Origin of the sequence: Eubacterium maltosivorans, assembly GCF_002441855.2 — a bacterium.
GTDB lineage: Bacteria > Bacillota > Clostridia > Eubacteriales > Eubacteriaceae > Eubacterium > Eubacterium maltosivorans.
Window position 1 is genome coordinate 2,004,931 of the sequence record NZ_CP029487.1, and the last position, 17,667, is coordinate 2,022,597.

General features: G+C 41.9%; 14 protein-coding genes. 6 read left to right on the forward strand and 8 right to left on the reverse strand.

The annotated features are described in order from the left end of the window. Positions 1-10: 10 nt before the first annotated feature. The 6 genes from CPZ25_RS09670 to rfbD form a co-directional block, all read right to left on the reverse strand. Positions 11-742: an ABC transporter ATP-binding protein gene (locus tag CPZ25_RS09670; protein WP_096920830.1), complete on the reverse strand. Its 732-nt coding sequence runs from the start codon at positions 740-742 to the stop codon at positions 11-13. A gap of 14 nt (positions 743-756) precedes the next feature. Beyond that, the gene (locus CPZ25_RS09675; protein ID WP_096920829.1) at positions 757-1,572 is read right to left on the reverse strand and encodes an ABC transporter permease; all 816 of its coding nucleotides are present in this window, start codon (positions 1,570-1,572) and stop codon (positions 757-759) included. A gap of 85 nt (positions 1,573-1,657) precedes the next feature. Continuing rightward, positions 1,658-2,764, reverse strand: a complete 1,107-nt coding sequence (rfbB, locus tag CPZ25_RS09680; RefSeq protein ID WP_096920828.1) for a dTDP-glucose 4,6-dehydratase — start codon at positions 2,762-2,764, stop codon at positions 1,658-1,660. A gap of 14 nt (positions 2,765-2,778) precedes the next feature. Continuing rightward, positions 2,779-3,339 (reverse strand): dTDP-4-dehydrorhamnose 3,5-epimerase, encoded by a 561-nt coding sequence (rfbC, locus tag CPZ25_RS09685; RefSeq protein WP_058693531.1) that lies wholly within the window; start codon positions 3,337-3,339, stop codon positions 2,779-2,781. Further along, on the reverse strand, positions 3,339-4,220 hold the full coding sequence (gene rfbA / locus CPZ25_RS09690; protein WP_096920827.1) for a glucose-1-phosphate thymidylyltransferase RfbA: 882 nt from the start codon (positions 4,218-4,220) through the stop codon (positions 3,339-3,341). Before rfbA ends, rfbC begins: the two co-directional genes overlap by 1 nt. A gap of 24 nt (positions 4,221-4,244) precedes the next feature. Further along, complete coding sequence (rfbD, locus tag CPZ25_RS09695; RefSeq protein WP_096920826.1) at positions 4,245-5,108, reverse strand: dTDP-4-dehydrorhamnose reductase; 864 nt, start codon at positions 5,106-5,108, stop codon at positions 4,245-4,247. A gap of 205 nt (positions 5,109-5,313) precedes the next feature. Here rfbD and CPZ25_RS09700 point away from each other — a divergent pair, with 205 nt between their 5' ends. Beyond that, a complete protein-coding gene (locus CPZ25_RS09700) occupies positions 5,314-6,558 on the forward strand; it encodes an LCP family protein (RefSeq protein WP_167495208.1) in 1,245 nt (414 codons plus the stop codon). Between the two features lie 60 nt (positions 6,559-6,618). Here the strand turns inward: CPZ25_RS09700 and CPZ25_RS09705 are convergent, their stop codons facing one another. Then, positions 6,619-8,541 carry an aconitate hydratase gene (locus CPZ25_RS09705; RefSeq protein ID WP_096920824.1) on the reverse strand — a complete coding sequence of 641 codons (1,923 nt, stop codon included), beginning with the start codon at positions 8,539-8,541 and terminating at the stop codon, positions 6,619-6,621. A gap of 51 nt (positions 8,542-8,592) precedes the next feature. After that, the gene (locus tag CPZ25_RS09710) at positions 8,593-9,960 is read right to left on the reverse strand and encodes a beta/alpha barrel domain-containing protein (protein ID WP_096920823.1); all 1,368 of its coding nucleotides are present in this window, start codon (positions 9,958-9,960) and stop codon (positions 8,593-8,595) included. Positions 9,961-10,254: 294 nt separating this feature from the next. Between CPZ25_RS09710 and CPZ25_RS09715 the strand changes: the two genes are divergently transcribed. The 5 genes from CPZ25_RS09715 to CPZ25_RS09735 all read left to right on the forward strand — a co-directional run bounded on the left by CPZ25_RS09715 (position 10,255) and on the right by CPZ25_RS09735 (position 17,665). Then, the gene (locus tag CPZ25_RS09715) at positions 10,255-11,079 is read left to right on the forward strand and encodes a YihY/virulence factor BrkB family protein (protein WP_058693525.1); all 825 of its coding nucleotides are present in this window, start codon (positions 10,255-10,257) and stop codon (positions 11,077-11,079) included. Positions 11,080-11,082: 3 nt separating this feature from the next. Further along, positions 11,083-11,901 (forward strand): YihY/virulence factor BrkB family protein, encoded by an 819-nt coding sequence (locus CPZ25_RS09720; protein ID WP_058693524.1) that lies wholly within the window; start codon positions 11,083-11,085, stop codon positions 11,899-11,901. 165 nt (positions 11,902-12,066) lie between these two features. Continuing rightward, positions 12,067-14,076 (forward strand): 1,4-alpha-glucan branching protein GlgB, encoded by a 2,010-nt coding sequence (gene glgB, locus CPZ25_RS09725; protein WP_096920822.1) that lies wholly within the window; start codon positions 12,067-12,069, stop codon positions 14,074-14,076. 20 nt (positions 14,077-14,096) lie between these two features. After that, positions 14,097-16,544 carry a glycogen/starch/alpha-glucan phosphorylase gene (locus tag CPZ25_RS09730; protein WP_096920821.1) on the forward strand — a complete coding sequence of 816 codons (2,448 nt, stop codon included), beginning with the start codon at positions 14,097-14,099 and terminating at the stop codon, positions 16,542-16,544. Beyond that, the gene (locus CPZ25_RS09735; protein WP_082669203.1) at positions 16,541-17,665 is read left to right on the forward strand and encodes a glucose-1-phosphate adenylyltransferase; all 1,125 of its coding nucleotides are present in this window, start codon (positions 16,541-16,543) and stop codon (positions 17,663-17,665) included. The genes CPZ25_RS09730 and CPZ25_RS09735 overlap by 4 nt, the downstream gene beginning before the upstream one ends. Positions 17,666-17,667: the final 2 nt, after the last annotated feature.

Here is a 17,667-nt window from a genome sequence, read left to right on the forward strand (position 1 = left end):
TATAACCTTTCTAATTTCCCTTTTTATAAGCTTCACAAACCTCTTTAGCCTCACCAATCTTAACCATATTTCCTTTTTCTAACCACATAACATGCGTACATAATCTTTCAATTTGTGCAATGGAATGTGACACAATTAAAACTGTGGTTCCACCAGCCATCATCTTACTCATCCGCTCTTCACATTTTTCCTGAAATCTGAAGTCTCCAACGGATAATATTTCATCTACAATTAATATCTCTGGTACCACCGACGTCGCAATGGCAAATCCAAGCCGGGCTACCATACCCGAAGAATAATTTTTGACCGCAACATCCATAAAATCTTGTAGTTCTGAAAATTCGATGATCTCGTCCATTTTTTCGATCATGTGCTCTTTGGTATAACCTAAAACCAAGCCATTAAGCATCACATTTTCTCGTGCTGTTAAATCAAAATCAAAGCCAGCACCCAATTCTATTAACGGAGATATATTTCCTCTTACATCGATTGTTCCACTGGTGGGTTTTAGTATTCCAGAAACAATTTTTAACAAAGTACTTTTTCCAGAGCCATTTAATCCTACAATGCCAAACACATCGCCTCTGTTAACGTCAAAACTAATGTTATTTAAAGCCTTAAACTCTTCAAAAAACAGTTGATGCTTTACCATTTTGACAAAGTACTCTTTAATACTTTCAATCTTTTCACTTGACATATTGAATGTCATTGTTATATTCTTTGCTTCAATAATTTTAGACATTTTTTCCTCTTTAATTATATAAATAAGATAAACTGATCCTGCTTTTTCTTAAAAAACAATAATCCTATTACTAGAAATAATACCGCAAATCCAATGCAAACTAAATTTTCTTTTAGTCCAGGTATCATACCATATAAAATCACTTGACGGAAGTATTCAACATAATGATATAGGGGATTAAACACCATTAATTTTTGCATAATTGCCGGTAACATTTCCATGGGATAGATAATAGGAGTTAAGTACATCCACGCCGTAATCCAAACGCCATATAAATGTTCTGTATCCCTAAAAAAAACATTTAGTGATGAGAGGATCAACCCCAGTCCCGTAGAAAATATTAAAGTATATACCAATGGGATTGGAAACAGCACAATAGTCCAAGTAACATGAACCCTTAAAATAAGAAGCACTATTGCAACTGCAATTAATGAAAACAAGGCATTGACAAACGCAAATAAAACTTTTTCAAGCGGAAAAATGTATTTTGGTATATAAACCTTTTTTATTAATCCAGATGCTCCCCTTATAGAATTCATTGCTAATACTGTTGCTTCAGAATTGAAGTTAAAAATCAAAGACCCCACAATATAATAGGCCGGAAAGTTTTCAATATTCATTTTGAAAATTCGAGAAAATACTGCTGTAATAACCAGCATCATTAACAATGGATTTAAAACACTCCAGGCAAGTCCTAAAACAGAACGGCGATACTTTACTTTGACATCTTTGACGACTAATTCCTTTAACAAATATCGATATTTAAAAAACTTTTCAAAATATCCTTTAAATTCCTTCTTTTTAGGAACACTTAAATTTTCTTCACTCACTTTATAATCTCCTTAAAATTTGTTTATAAAGCAGATAAACTTACCAAAGCGGTAAGTTTATCTGCTTTTAAATATTAATAAAGTTCTATTTCTTAGAATACATCTTTTCATAGTATTCCTGATATCCGCCAGATTTCACCTGTTTTAGCCAATCCTGATTGTTTAGATACCAGTCAATAGTCTCAACAATACCCTGTTCAAAGGTATAGGATGGCGACCAGCCGAGTTCGGTTGTGATCTTTGTGTTATCAATGGCATAGCGGCGGTCGTGGCCTAAGCGGTCCTCCACATGAATTTTCAGATCATCTGAAATCGTCGAAGCATCCGTATCAATACCATTATACTGGTTTTTGCTTAATTTTTCTTTGACATTGGCAATGATCAGGTCGACAATTTCAATATTGGCCTTTTCATTGTTGCCGCCGATATTATATACTTCACCCAGACGGCCTTTATGCAGTACAGTATCAATACCGCTGCAGTGGTCTTTTACATGCAACCAGTCTCTGATCTGCATGCCATCGCCGTAAATTGGCAGATTTTTAAGCTCAACCACATTTGAAATCATGAGTGGAATCAACTTTTCCGGAAACTGATATGGACCATAGTTGTTAGAGCAACGGGTAATGTTCATTGGAAATTTAAAAGTATTTCCATAGGCCCGTACCAGGAGATCTGCGCCAGCTTTTGAAGAGGAATAAGGGCTGTTTGGCTGAATCGGTGTTGTCTCAGTAAACATTCCTGTTTTTCCAAGGGCACCGTAAACTTCATCGGTAGAAACCTGAAGGTATTTTACGCCTTCTCGATAAGTTGGATAGCCATTTTCATCTTTTCCTGTCTGCCAGAGATTCTTCGCGGCATCCAGCAGAACCTGGGTTCCCATTACGTTGGTCTGCACAAAGATTTCCGGATTTTCAATACTTCGGTCCACATGCGATTCTGCGGCAAAGTTAACCACTAAATCAAAATGATATTTTTCAAACAGATCATTTATAAAGGAACGATCCGCAATGTCTCCTTTTACAAATTCATAATTCGGATTATCCTCAATATCAGTCAGGTTTTCCAGATTTCCCGCGTAGGTTAACAAATCCAGATTGACAATCTTATAATCCTTATGCTGATCCAGCATATATTTTACAAAGTTCGAGCCAATAAATCCGGCGCCGCCGGTCACTAATACTGTTTTCAATCTTTAAACTCCTCTTAAAATTCTAACGTATCTTTGATATCTTTTAAAAACGGCTGTTTCTGATCTTTTTCGGATAACAACAGCTCCAGACCCTCAACGGGCCATTCAACACCGATATCCGGGTCGTTCCATCGAATACCCCCGTCGTATTCCGGCGCGTATAAATTTGTGCATTTATAATTGAAAGTCGCTTCGTCTGATAAGACGACAAAGCCATGAGCAAAGCCTTCAGGAATATAGAACATGGTTTTATTTTCTGCGCTCAGCTCAACACCGGCCCACTCACCGTAGGTTGGTGATCCCTTTCTCAGGTCAACCCCGACATCCCATACAGCGCCCTGGGTACAACGCACCAGTTTTCCCTGGGAATATTTTCTTTGAAAGTGGAGCCCTCTCAGCACACCTTTTTTAGATTTCGATTCATTATCCTGAATAAAGGTCATGTCGAGGCCCTGCTTTTCAAATTCTTCCTTATTGTAAGTTTCCATGAAGTAACCGCGTTCATCTCCAAAAACGGAGGGCTGAACAATTACCAGTCCTTCAATCTGAGTTTTTGTCACTGTTATAGCTGCCATTAGTTGACTCCTCTTTTCTCGTTTGCCCGGTTGATTAAGTACTGTCCATAGGCTGTTTTTTTAAGGGGATCTGCCAGCTTCAGGAGCTGTTCCTGATTGATAAACCCTTTGGTGTAGGCAATCTCTTCCACACAGGAAACAAAAAGACCCTGGCGTTTTTGAATGGTTTCCACAAAATTAGATGCCTCAATCAGGCTGTCATGTGTTCCGGTATCCAGCCATGCCATTCCCCGGCTAAAAAGCTCAACCTTTAAGTCGCCGCGTTTTAGATAGGTCTCATTAACGGTCGTAATTTCAAGCTCTCCTCTCGGTGAGGGTTTAATATTTTTAGCAATCTCCACCACGTCATTATCATAGAAATAAAGGCCTGGCACTGCAAAATTGGATTTTGGTTCTGCTGGCTTTTCCTCAATGGATATGACGCTGCCATCCTCTGCAAACTCAACGACGCCATAGCGCTCTGGGTCTGTTACCGGATAGCCAAAGATCACAGCGCCTTTTTCAAGTTCCGCCGCGGCTGCAAGGGACTTTGTAAAGCCCTGTCCGTAAAAAATATTATCGCCCAAAACCAACGCAACCTTATCGTCTCCAATAAAATCTTCGCCGATAATAAAGGCTTCTGCCAAGCCATTCGGCGCTTCCTGAACTTTATATGAGAAGTTTAATCCCAGCTCCTCGCCTGTTCCAAATAAGCGTTCAAACATTGGTAAATCATGGGGGGTGGAAATAATCAAAATATCCTTAATCCCTGCCAGCATCAACGTTGACAGCGGATAATAAATCATCGGCTTATCATAAATTGGCAGCAGTTGCTTAGATACTGCTCGCGTGATGGGGTATAAACGTGTTCCAGACCCTCCAGCTAAAATAATTCCTTTCATATATCTCTCCTTAACTCTATTCGATCAATTTTCTTTTAACCATTTCAAATATTCAGACAAAGCTTCTTCCCACGGTCTAAACACATTGATTTTCAAATCCTCCAGACCCTTATTTCTTAGCACAGAATAATGCGGCCTGGGGGTTGGGCTTGCGTATTCCTCTGAGCTGACTGGCTTAACATCAATTTTTACGCCGCTTTTCTCAAAAATAGCAACCGCGAAATCATACCAGCTGCACTGGCCTTCACAGGTCCCGTGATAAATCCCATATGCGTCGGTCTGGATTAACTCAATGATTGCCCGGGCAAGATCAACAGTGCTGGTAGGTGACCCTACCTGATCGCTGACCACGGTAAGCTGAGGATGATTTTCTGCTAGTCTCAGCATGGTTTTCACAAAGTTGTTGCCATCACCATAGAGCCAGGCCGTACGGACAATAAAATATTTATCCATTGCCTCTGCCACATATTTTTCACCCGCGGCTTTACTGTCACCGTATACTGTTTTAGGGTTGATGGGGTCTGTTTCTACATAGGGGCGAAGCTGTCCATTTTGGGCAATTCCTTCACCGTCAAAAACATAATCTGTTGAAACCTGTACCAAAACGATATCTTTTTCTGCCGCAATTTCCGCCAGGTTTTTGGGTCCCTCTGCGTTTATTTTAAATGCAGCATCTCTGTTTGTTTCACAGCCATCCACATTTGTCATGGCGCCACAGTTAATGATCACATCTGGTTCTTCCTTGGTAATGATCTTGCTGATTGCAGCTTTGTCTGTAATATCAAATTCTGGGATATCATAACCGACAAAATTAATATTCTTCTCTTTAAGCTGAATGCTTAATTCCCGGCCCAGCTGACCGTTGCTTCCTGTTACAAGTACTTTCATATATTTCACCTTTTTTTATTCTTTTATGCGGACTAAATCTATATTATTATACTGCACAAGCCTGTGTTTGTCTATTTTTTTTCTTAATTTTCTTAAAAATGTATCCAATTTGTATCAAAATTATGTTATAATTAATAAGCTTAAATTGCCTTTATGTTCTGATTTACACACAATATGTATTATTAAAATTTTGAGAGGATTTTATATGACATTAAAAAAGAAAGTACTGTGCATCGTTTTGGCCTGCCTGATCATTGTGGTTGGCAGTGGCGCCGTGTACGGGTTTAGCATTTTACATGGGATTGCTGGTGAGCAGCTGGACGAAAGCGATCTTAACATTAACGATTTATTGAGTGACGATGTCGCAAATATCGCTATGTTCGGAATTGATGGACGCGATGATGTGGAAGGTGATCGTTCAGATACAATTATGATTGCTTCAATCAATTTTAAAACTGGAGCAATTAAAGTTACTTCTGTCATGCGTGATCTACTGGTAAAAATACCAGAGGGCACAAAAAATGACGTTTCTTATGAAAAAATCAATGCTGCTTATGACTATGGCGGCCCACAATTAGCTGTAAAAACTTTGAATGAAAATTTTGATTTAAATATCAGCGACTATGTGGTCGTAAACTTTGATTGTCTTGTCGACACCGTCGATACTTTGGGCGGGGTTGATGTCAACATCGAAAACGAAGATGTATTATACTGGACAAATGAGTTTATTAATCATGTGAACTATGTTTTAAACAAGTCTGACCCTAAAATTGAAGGTGTTGGTACACAGCATTTAACCGGTGTTCAAGCCTTAGCTTACTGTCGTAACCGCTATAGTGATGATGATTATAAACGAACCGCCCGACAGCGTGAAGTAGTCCAGCAGATTGTTCAAAAGGCATTAAATGTTGATTTATTCACTGGCATTAACTTACTCGGAAAAGTTTATCCATATGTAAAAACTTCATTATCCCTTCAGGAGATGACAACCTATGCCAAGGCATTTATGACCGTTGAAAACAAAACATTTACTGATTACCGTATTCCATTAGATGATCTTTCATTCGGCGAAATGATTGATGAAGTTTGGTATCTTGTTCCAAACTCATTAGCTGACAATGCCGTTATGCTTCATAAATTTTTATATGAAAGTGAAAGCTACACACCCAGTGCCAATCTATTAAAAATCAGTGAACGTGTCGCAGAAATTGCCGGCAGTGGTAGTGGCGGTGTCACAGTTGACGAGGATGCTCCTTATCAAAATTACAGTAACAGCAACGAAAATGAACCAACCGAGCCAACCCCATCAGTCGATAACAGCTATGAAGATTCCTATAATGGTTCTGAAGATAATATTGATGACAGCTCAGATAACCTTGATACTACAACTCCATCAACTGATTCAGACACTCCATCCACTTCCGGTACGCCTGACGACAGCGCGGAATAATCAAAACGCAAACAAAAAGCCCTTTGGTCAAAGACCAAAGGGCTTTTTTAGTACAATTATTTAGTTCTTGCTCCGCATCAAATTGATCAGGCCGCCAGCCTGCAGCATTTCCTTCTGGCGTTCAGACACTTCGATTAAAACCGGATATTCTTCATTTTTCGTTTTATTCTTCAAAACAATTTTTCCAGCATTCACCTGTTCTCTTGCGTTATCAATCATCAGATTATCTCCCAGAGAAATCTTATCGTAATCTGCTTCATTCTCAAACACCATTGGTAATATACCGTTATTAATCAGATTATTTTTGTGAATACGGGCAAAGGATTTCGCGATAACCCCTTTAATTCCAAGATAAACGGGCGCTAAAGCGGCATGCTCACGGCTTGAGCCCTGCCCATAATTTTGTCCGCCAATAATGAAGCCTCCATCATTATCCTTTGCGCGCTGCGGAAATTCCGGATCACAGGGTGCCAGACAATAATCCGCCAGGTATGGGATATTCGAGCGGTATGGTAACAGCTTCGCATTGGAGGGCATGATGTGGTCTGTTGTGATATTATCCTCCACGACGATCAGAGCTTTCCCTTCCACTGTATCCGCAAGTGGTTTTGCCAACGGGAAAGGCTTGATATTTGGTCCTTTAACAACTTCTACCACTTCTCCCTCGGGCGCTGGCGCAACCACCGCGTTATCATTGATCAGAAAATCCTTTGGCATTTCGATATCCGGCAGTTCAACTTTGCCGAGCGGATTTGTCAACACACCCTTAACAGCTGAAATCGCAGCGGTTTCCGGACTCAAAAGATACACATCTGCGCTGACCGTTCCGGATCTTCCCTTAAAATTACGGTTAAAGGTTCTGAGCGAAACGCCGTCGGTACATGGCGCCTGCCCCATACCAATGCATGGTCCGCAGCCACATTCGAGAATTCTGGCACCGGCGTTCAAAAGATCGGCCAGCGCCCCGTTTTCAGCAAGCATGGTCAAAACCTGTTTGGAACCTGGCGCAATGACCAGCTGCACATTTTCCGCAACGGTCTGTCCTTTTAAAATAGCCGCTACTTTCATTAAATCAAGCCATGAGGAATTCGTGCAGCTCCCGATGGCTACCTGATTAACCTTGAGACCTTCAATTTCAGAAACCTTTACGACCTTATCAGGGCTGTGCGGGCATGCCGTCAATGGCTCCAAAGTACTTAAGTCTACCTTTACGACCTGGTCGTAAACAGCATCGGAATCTGCGGACAGCGCTGTGAAATCTTCGCCTCTTCCCTGGGCTTCAAGGAAAGCCTTTGTCATATCATCGGAAGGGAAAACAGAAGTTGTTGCGCCAAGTTCTGCGCCCATGTTTGTTACCGTCGCACGCTCCGGTACGGTCAGTGTTTTCACGCCGTCTCCAGTATATTCAAAAACTTTGTTGATACCGCCCTTTACAGTACATTGCCTGAGCACTTCAAGAATGATATCCTTAGAAGAGACGCCCTTACGCAGCTTTCCTGTCAACTCAACCTTTACCACTTCCGGCATGGTGATATAGTATTCACCGCCTGCCATGGCTACCGCCACATCCAGGCCGCCGGCGCCAATGGCCAGCATACCAATTCCACCGCCTGTTGGCGTATGGCTGTCAGAGCCCAACAGTGTCTGTCCTGGAACACCAAAGCGTTCAATTTCTACCTGGTGGCAAATTCCGTTGCCCGGTTTTGAAAAATAGACACCGTGCTTTTTAGCAACGGTTTGAATATAGATATGGTCATCCATATTTTCAGGACCTTCCTGAAGCATATTATGGTCAATATAAGCTAATGAGCGTTTTGTTTTAACTCTTGGCACTTCCATGGCTTCCAGCTGCATATAAGCCATGGTTCCAGTGGAATCCTGTGTTAAGGTCTGGTCAATGCGAATACCGATTTCTGTCCCTTTGACCATTTCGCCGACCACCAAGTGATCTTTAATAATCTTCTCAGTTAAAGTTAATCCCATTCTTTATCTCCTTCAAAATTAATTCGTGTATTATTATACATCATTTATGTATTATTTTACCAGACTAAACTGATGAATACCTGTAGTAAAAGCTTTTTTTACCTGCTGTTCCATCTCCGCATTGCTGACAGCCTCCGTTCTGCCCGCTTCATATGTGTTATCAACCCAGCGCTTTACGGTGGCTATCCGTGGATCGTGTTTGTCTACTTTTTCCAATGTATCCAGATGATAGTAGGTATTAATCCATGCCGCTATTCCGGCGGCTCCAGAGCTTTGGTTGACCTTGACCACCACCGGACGGTTTAAGAGCTTATTAGTATCAAAGGAATTGTAAATCGATTCATCTTTCAAAAGACCGTCGGCGTGAATGCCAGCCTTTGTCATGTTAAACTCCGAACCGACAAAGGGTCGTTTTGGATCGACGGTATAACTTAATTCTTCTTTAAAGAAACGAACAATCTCATTTAAAACAGGCAGATTAACCTTTCCGAGACTCCCCTTCAATTGGGCATACTCAAAAAGCATGGCTTCAAGGGGACAATTTCCTGTCCGTTCTCCAATTCCCAGCAGTGCGGCATTGACCGACGCCCCGCCGTGCAGCCATGAGGCAGTCGAGGTGGTTACCACATTATGGTAGTCATTATGTCCATGCCATTCTATTTCTTCTGGACGAAGTCCGCAGCCATTTCTCAACTCTGAAACAATTCCCGGGACACTTCTGGGTAATTCTGTGCCATTATATGGCACACCTACCCCTAAAGTATCACAAGCTCTTATCTTAACGGATATTCCTGTTTCCTGGCTTAAACGCTTTAAGTTTTTCACAAAAGGAACCACAAAACCATAAAAATCAGCCCGTGTAATGTCTTCCAGATGGCATCTTGGCTTTATCCCCGCTTCCATCGCTTTCATTGCCAAGGTTAAGTAATGCTGCATCGCTTCGCTCCGCGTCATTTTCAGCTTTTTAAATATATGGTAATCCGAACAGGACATCAACATGCCTGTTTCAGCAATATTCATTTCCTTAACCAGCTTAAAATCCCTTTCGTCTGCGCGAATCCATGAGGTGATCTCAGGAAATTCATAGCCCAGCTCCTGGCATTTTCGAACGGCCTCTCTGTCTTTTTCACTGTAAAGAAAAAACTCAGACTGTCGAATCACACCTTCACCGTTATCCAATTTGTGGATCAATTTAAACAGCCTGACAATCTGATCCACACTAAAAGAGGCCATAGACTGCTGTCCGTCACGGAAGGTGGTATCTGTAATCCAGATGGTTTCCGGCAGATTATAAGGAACAAAAGCATTGTTAAATCGTATTTTAGGGATCTCTTCATAAGGAAACACATCTCGATATAATTGAGGCTCTAACACGTCCATTACCGGAATGTTTTGCCTGCCTTCTATATTTTTAAGCATTGTACTGTCACATCCCTTCAAAATTTGTTCTTAGTATATCAAAAAAATCCAAAATATGCAATTTTATTTTTAATTCTTTCAAAATTTATTTTGTTAAAGCGTCCATAGATAATCAAAAAACTCTTGTTTTATCATTCTCTTTTGAAATTCATTTTTATATGTATACAGTATTTTAGATAAATATAAATTGTATACTTCATTTTTAGCTATTCTTTTAGTTTGATAACCCCATTGTTATAGATTTCTTTTTCGTGGTATAATTATTCTAAATCACAAATGAAGGAAATAAGTCCAATGAAGCTTTTATATGAATTCTACTTTTTTGTAAAAAATCATAAAAAAAATTACAGCATTCTTAATCTTGCCGCACAGCTTTCTTATCGGGTGCTGTTGGCTTTTATTCCTTTTATTATGCTGATCTATAATTTTTTCAGCTGGTTTGCCCAAGGGCTCAACGATCAGGTCCTTGAGAGCCTGAAGGTTTTATTTCCCGGCTTTTTAGACGAAATGTTTAATACAGCTGCCGCTAACGCCGCCGGACCGCAGACTTCCCATTGGGCAAATATTGTCTTTGGCTTCTTTATCCTTTACGCATCCGTCTGCGCAGTCCGTTCTTTAATCCTAACTATTAACAAGGTGATGCTGATACCCGAAAAGCGTAATTATTTTCTGATCTGGGGACTGGCTATTCTCTATCTGATTATTCTTATCATTCTGATTTTAGTGGTTTTTTATCTGTATATCTTTACACAGAAAATATCCACCTCCTTTTTTGAGTACCTGAATCTTTCAGATATCTTTATCAAATTCTGGCAGGGCTTCACTTTGATTTATATCAGCGCGATTATGGCTTTGCTTATCACCGCCATCTATATGTACACACCGTCTGTCCGGATGTCTTTCTTTTTCGCACTGCCGGGCGGCATATTCGTAAGCCTGGGATGGCTCTCCATCATTGGGGTTTATGAGGCTTTTATAAAAAATCATCTGCAGATAGAGAGTCTGTTCAGTTCCATTGAAGGTCCTTTTTCCTTGATTGTCGTTGTGTATGTTTTCTGCATTATTCTGACCTTTGGCTGTGTCGTCAATTTATTTTTGCTGAAAAAGATTGGAAGGTGAACCATGAAAAACAAAACATCAAAGCTAACAGAATTCATCATTTTTATGGTAGAGGATATGGACAGAACAGATTTCTGGGGCATCTGCGCCCAAATGTCCTTTTATATTATCATGGCCTTCTTTCCGCTGATTATCTTTTTAATCAATTTTGTCGGCCGCTTTATTGTGCAGTTTAAGGATTATCTCTTTGATATTCTAAAAGAGTATCTTCCCCAGCTTTCCTACGATTATGTCCGCAGCTTAATTGATACACTGACCAGAAACCTTGCGGATAACAACTATATTTTAGTTTTATTCACCTTTTTCTTTGCAACACTGGCCGCGAGAGCGATCATGACAGGAATGAACCAAAACTATGGTAATCGTGAGAGCAGAAGCCATTTAAAAATCTGGCTTTTATCCTTTCTTTTCACAATTCTGTTTGCCATTTCGATCATCTTGATCATTTCAGCCTATGTCTTCAGCGAAGCCATCAGTGAGTATATTCTTGTACGCTTAGGCATTGACCACTTCAATATTATTTTAATGAATATTTTTACGCTGGTTTTTTCCCTGGTCACAAGTGTATTTCTATTTACCTGCGTTTATGTTTTAGCACCAGACCGCCATCTGAGATTTATACAGGGACTTCCAGGCGCTGTTTTCTCAACTCTGGGCATAAATATCGCCTTCCGTATTTTCTTAATGTTTATGAACCACTCCTCTAAATACACCCTTCTATACGGCAATTTTGGTGGATTATTTGCACTTTTAGTCGGAATTTATTTCGTTTGCGTCATTTTAAACTTAGGCGGAAAAATAAATGTATTTTTTTCTCGATGAAACGTTTACAAATTTAAATTTCATGGTACAATATATTAAAAAGATTTTACTTAAATTAACCTATATAAAAACATTCTTATACTTTTTTATGTTAAACTATATTTAATTAAAGTATCTTCATATAATCTATAATATAACCTGTAATTAGGAAAGGACTGATTGACTATGAAACCTAAAATCGCGTACCATCTTTTTCACGAGGGAACTTATCTGAAAAGCTACGAATTTTTTGGCGCTCATTTTACAGATAAAGGTGTCGTTTTCCGACTTTGGGCACCGCACGCTCAAGCTGTTTCAGTCGTTGGCAATTTTAATGATTGGAACCCCGACTCCCATCCAATGCTTTTACAGAAGGACTCTGGCGGTGTATGGGAATGCACGATTCCTGATTTGAATAAGGGTGAGCTCTACAAATACTGCATTACGCAATGTCATGGAGAAACCGTCTATAAATCAGATCCTTACGGGATTTACTCTGAGGTCAAGCCTAAAACAGCCTCTGTTCTCTGGGACTTGGAAGGATACAGCTGGAAGGATAAAAAATGGCTTGAACAGCGTAAAAAAAATGCTTCTAAGCCAAAACCCGTCAATATTTATGAGGTTCATCTCGGCAGCTGGAGAACACATGAGGACGGAACCGTTTTAAGTTATTACGATCTTGCTGACACGCTTGTCCCCTATCTCAAGGATATGCACTACACACACGTAGAGCTGATGCCCATTATGGAGCATCCCTTTGACGGATCATGGGGATACCAGCTGACCGGCTACTTTGCCGCCACCAGCCGCTATGGCGAGCCACAAGGCTTAATGCATTTTGTCGACGCGTGCCACCAGGCGGGGATCAGCGTTATTCTGGACTGGGTTCCAGGGCATTTCTGCAAGGATGCCCATGGTCTTTATAAACTCGATGGTACAAACCTTTATGAGGCGACTGAGCACCCTCACTGGGGCACCATGGAATTTGATTTTGCCAAACCAGAGGTGCTGACCTTTTTAATCTCAAACGCTTATTTCTGGTTTGACCAATACCATATCGACGGACTGCGCATTGACGGCGTGGCAAGCATGATTTATCTAAACTACGGCTATGATGATGAGTACCGCAAAAATAAATTTGGCGGAAATGACAGTCTGGAAGCTGTTGATTTTCTGAGAAAACTGAACACAGCCATCCTTAAGCATTTTCCATTTGCCATTATGGCCGCTGAGGAGTCCACCGCATATCCCAAGGTCAGCTGGCCTGTGGACGATGGCGGTCTTGGCTTTAACCTGAAGTGGGATATGGGTTGGATGCACGATACCCTCTCTTATATGGAAACAGACCCATACTGCAGGAATCAGTTTCATTCAAAACTGACCTTCTCAATGGCTTATGCCTTCAGCGAAAATTTCATTTTGCCTCTGTCGCATGATGAGGTCGTCCATGGCAAAAAATCAATCATTGATAAAATGTTTGGTCCGTATGAAATGAAATTTGACCAGCTTCGGCTTTTATATGCATACATGTATTTTCATTCCGGTAAAAAGCTTACCTTTATGGGGAACGAGTTTGCACCGTTCACCGAATGGCGCTATTATGAATCTCTTGAATGGTTCATGCTGGACTATGACAAGCACCGCCAGACCAAGGATTTTATACAAGATCTGAATAAATTCTACACCCGGGAAAATGCACTCTGGGAAAAGGATCACGGCTGGGACGGCTTTGAGTGGATCGACGCCGACAACAACGGCCAGAGTATTCTCGTTTTCAGACGGATGGGCAAGCATCCAGAGGATGATCTGATCATCTTGATCAACTTCTGCCCCTTAACCTATACCAATTTTCAAATTGGCGTGCCTGCCGAAAAAACTTACCGTCTGGTTTTCAACACAGACGATCCAAAATACGGCGGGTCCGGCTTTACTGTCAAAAAAACCGCAAAAGCGCAGGATACCCCCTGTCATAACCAGCCTTACAGCGTAACGCTTAGCGTACCGCCATCGGCGGCAATCGTATTAAAGGGTGTTGCGACAAAAACTAAAAAGAAGGCTACTGCTAAAAAAACAAAGACAGCTTCTTCATCCAAGGCTGCCGGAGCCGCTGAAAAGGCAGTGAGCGTAAAAAAATCTGCCAAGTCGCAGACAGCAAAGGATACTGCTTCCAAGCCTGTCGCTAAAACGAAAAAATAGCAGTCTGGAAAGGATACCGGATGAAAACACTCGAAAAAACAAGCTTTAAAAAAGCATTCATAAAAAAAGTAGAAGAAGTTTCCGGCGAAGATTTTTCTGAATCGACCACCCAGCACCAATATCAAGCATTATCTGAACTAGTCATGGAGGAGATCACAGCCGAATGGGCTGCCAACAACAGCCGGCTTCACAAAATGGAAGAAAAACAAATCTATTTTTTCTCCATCGAATTTCTGATCGGCAGGCTGTTAAAGGCGTATATTAACAACCTCGGATGGGATGGTGTTGTATCTGAGGTCCTCTGTGAGCTTGGGCTTGATTACGAAGCCATCCAGGCCAGAGAGCACGATCCCGCCCTCGGCAATGGCGGTCTTGGGCGGCTTATGGCCTGTTTTCTGGATTCAACCGCTGCCATGGGCTTTCCTGGACATGGAAATGGAATCCGGTATAAGTTTGGCCTGTTTGAACAGAAGATCATCAATAATGAGCAGGTTGAGGTTGCGGATAACTGGCTGAAAAACGGCTATCCGTTTGAAATTGCCAAGCCTGATAAGTCTGTTGTTGTAAAGTATAAGGGGAATGTCCGAACTGAAATGGTCAATGGCAAGCTGGTTTTCATTCATGAAAATTATGAACCGGTACTCGCCGTCCCTTATGATGTCCCTGTTCAGGGCTATCACAACAAAACCGTTAATTCACTTCGCCTCTGGAGTGCGCAGCCAGTAGAGGATTTTGACCTCTCCACCTTTAATCAGGGCCACTTTTTAAAGGCCATGCAGCGCCGGTCCGAGGCAGAGGCTATCAGCCAGATTTTATATCCCAATGACAATGGCTTTGAAGGAAAACAGCTTCGCCTCAAACAAGAATACTTCTTTGTCTGTGCCGGACTGAAGCGGATTGTACGGCGCTATAAAAAGTTTAATCACGGATCAATGGATGGATTTTCTGATAAAATCTGTATCCACATCAATGATACCCATCCCGCCCTTTGTGTTCCGGAACTCATGCGGATTCTCATAGATGAGGAAAACTATGAGTGGGATAAGGCCTGGGATATGACCGTTAAATCCATCAGCTTCACAAACCATACCGTACTGCCTGAAGCGCTGGAAAAATGGCCCATTGACATGGTAAAGGAACTGCTTCCCCGTGTCTACCAGATTATTGAAGAAATCAACCGCCGGTTTGTCAATGATATGAACTGGTACTACCCAGACCAGGAGGCTCGCAATTATTCTATTTCCATTTTAAAGGACGGTCAGGTTCATATGGCACACCTGGCCATTATCGGCAGCCATTCTGTCAACGGCGTCGCAGAGCTGCACAGTAAAATTCTGCGTGAGGAAACCTTCAAGGATTTTTACGCGGTTTTTCCAGAGCGTTTTCATTCTGTGACCAATGGCGTAACGCCAAGACGCTTTTTAATGGGCAGCAACCCTCATTTAAAAACCTTACTCAATGAAACCATTGGTGCCGACTGGACAAGGCCTAACCAGCTAACTAGCTTGGAGGCACTGCTCCCATACGCATCTGACACCGCTTTCTGCGAAAAGCTGGGCGCTGTCAAGCATCGAAATAAGGCTCATCTGGCAGAATATATCAAGAAATCCCAGGGAATTGAGCTGAACCCGGATTCGATCTTTGATATTCAGGTCAAGCGCATTCATGAATATAAGCGGCAGCTGCTGAACGCTCTGCACATCATGTATCTTTATAATGCGCTCAAGGCTGATCCAAATATGGATTTTGTTCCGAAAACCTATATTTTCGCCGGAAAGGCTGCACCATCCTATTATTATGCCAAGGAGGTCATCCGGCTGATCAATGTCATTGCGGACAAGGTGAATAACGACTCAGCTGTCAGTGACCGCTTAAAGGTCGTTTTCGTGCCAAATTTTAATGTCTCTGTTGCCGAGATGATCTACCCTGCCGCCGAAATCTCTGAACAGATTTCCACGGCGGGTAAGGAAGCCTCTGGTACCGGAAACATGAAATTTATGATGAACGGTGCCGTTACACTCGGCACAATGGATGGCGCCAACGTTGAAATCGCTGAAGCTGTGGGAATGGATAATATTTTCACCTTTGGCCTTTCAGATGTGGAAGTTGCAAATTACAATGCCCACGGCGGCTACCGCTCTCTGGACATTTATGAATCCGGTCCGCGGGTTCGGGAAGTCCTGGAACAGCTGATTAATGGCTTTTTTGGCAACACATCCACCTTCCAGTCGATCTATGATTCACTGCTGATTCATAACGACCCCTATTTTGTACTTAAAGACTTTGCCTCTTATGCGGACATCCAGTCAACCTCGAGTTCCGTATACAGAGATCAAAAAAGATGGCTGCAAATGTCAGCTGTCAATATTGCACATTCCGGAATGTTCTCTAGTGACCGCTCTATTGCTGATTATCAGAGAGAAATCTGGAAAATCAAACCATTCATTTACGAGGAGGAAATATTATGAATACCGAATGTGTCGCTATGCTCCTAGCTGGAGGACAAGGAAGCCGCCTGGGATCCCTCACATTTAACAACGCTAAACCCGCCGTTTTATTCGGTGGTAAATACCGTATTATTGACTTTCCATTAAGCAACTGTATGAATTCTGACATCGACGTCGTCGGTGTCCTTACCCAATACCGCCCTTATATTCTGAATAACTATATCAGTGACGGTAGCGCCTGGTCCCTTGACAAGGTTGGAGCCGGCGTCCGCATTCTCCCTCCCTATATGGGACAAAAGGGCGGCCGATGGTATAACGGCACTGCTGATGCCATCTACCAAAATATCGACTTTATTGACAGCTTTGATCCAGAATATGTGCTCATCCTGTCTGGCGACCATATCTACAAAATGGATTACTCCAATATGGTTAATTTTCATAAGCAGAAATCTGCCGACCTCACCATCGCAGTAATGGATGTCCCGTGGGATGAGGCCCATCGTTTTGGGATTGTCAATACCAACGACGAAAGGCGTATCTTAGAATTCCAGGAAAAGCCCCCGGAACCAAAGAGCAACAAGGCCTCGATGGGGATTTATGTCTTTACCTGGGATGTCCTGCGCAAAGCCTTAATTGAGGATGCTGAAAATCCAGATTCTGAAAATGACTTTGGCCACAATGTTATTCCGATGCTTCATGAAGAAGGCAAACGGATCTTTGCCTACCCATTCTCCGGCTACTGGAAAGATGTCGGAACCATCCAGAGCTACTATGACGCCAATATGGATTTGCTCAATCCAGCCTGTGATTTTGATTTGACAGACCGGAATTTCAGAATCTTCTCAAATAATACCAGCCGCCATCCGCAGTTTATCGGACCGGACGCAGTAGTAAAACACAGTCTGATCTGCGATGGGTGTGTCATTTTCGGATCCGTCGAAAATTCCATTATCTCCCACGATATTATTGTTGGGAAAAACACTGTGCTCAAAAATTCAATCGTCCATACCGGCGCAGTCATTGAGGATGGCGCGCATCTGGAAAATTGTATTGTTGGTTCAAGAGCTTACGTTAAGAGTGACGTCCGCCTGGTGGCTGCTGAAAGTGACAACCCGGCTGAAATTCACGTTTTAAATTCATAGGA

Coding starts and splice junctions, on each gene's coding strand:
- CPZ25_RS09670 (WP_096920830.1), bottom strand. CDS start 742: ATGTCTAAAATTATTGAAGCAAAGAATATAACAATGACATTCAATATG.
- rfbA (WP_096920827.1), bottom strand. CDS start 4,220: ATGAAAGGAATTATTTTAGCTGGAGGGTCTGGAACACGTTTATACCCC.
- rfbC (WP_058693531.1), bottom strand. CDS start 3,339: ATGGCAGCTATAACAGTGACAAAAACTCAGATTGAAGGACTGGTAATT.
- CPZ25_RS09735 (WP_082669203.1), top strand. CDS start 16,541: ATGAATACCGAATGTGTCGCTATGCTCCTAGCTGGAGGACAAGGAAGC.
- CPZ25_RS09730 (WP_096920821.1), top strand. CDS start 14,097: ATGAAAACACTCGAAAAAACAAGCTTTAAAAAAGCATTCATAAAAAAA.
- CPZ25_RS09705 (WP_096920824.1), bottom strand. CDS start 8,541: ATGGGATTAACTTTAACTGAGAAGATTATTAAAGATCACTTGGTGGTC.
- CPZ25_RS09710 (WP_096920823.1), bottom strand. CDS start 9,960: ATGCTTAAAAATATAGAAGGCAGGCAAAACATTCCGGTAATGGACGTG.
- glgB (WP_096920822.1), top strand. CDS start 12,067: ATGAAACCTAAAATCGCGTACCATCTTTTTCACGAGGGAACTTATCTG.
- CPZ25_RS09720 (WP_058693524.1), top strand. CDS start 11,083: ATGAAAAACAAAACATCAAAGCTAACAGAATTCATCATTTTTATGGTA.
- CPZ25_RS09715 (WP_058693525.1), top strand. CDS start 10,255: ATGAAGCTTTTATATGAATTCTACTTTTTTGTAAAAAATCATAAAAAA.
- CPZ25_RS09700 (WP_167495208.1), top strand. CDS start 5,314: ATGACATTAAAAAAGAAAGTACTGTGCATCGTTTTGGCCTGCCTGATC.
- rfbD (WP_096920826.1), bottom strand. CDS start 5,108: ATGAAAGTACTTGTAACAGGAAGCAACGGTCAGCTGGGCCGGGAATTA.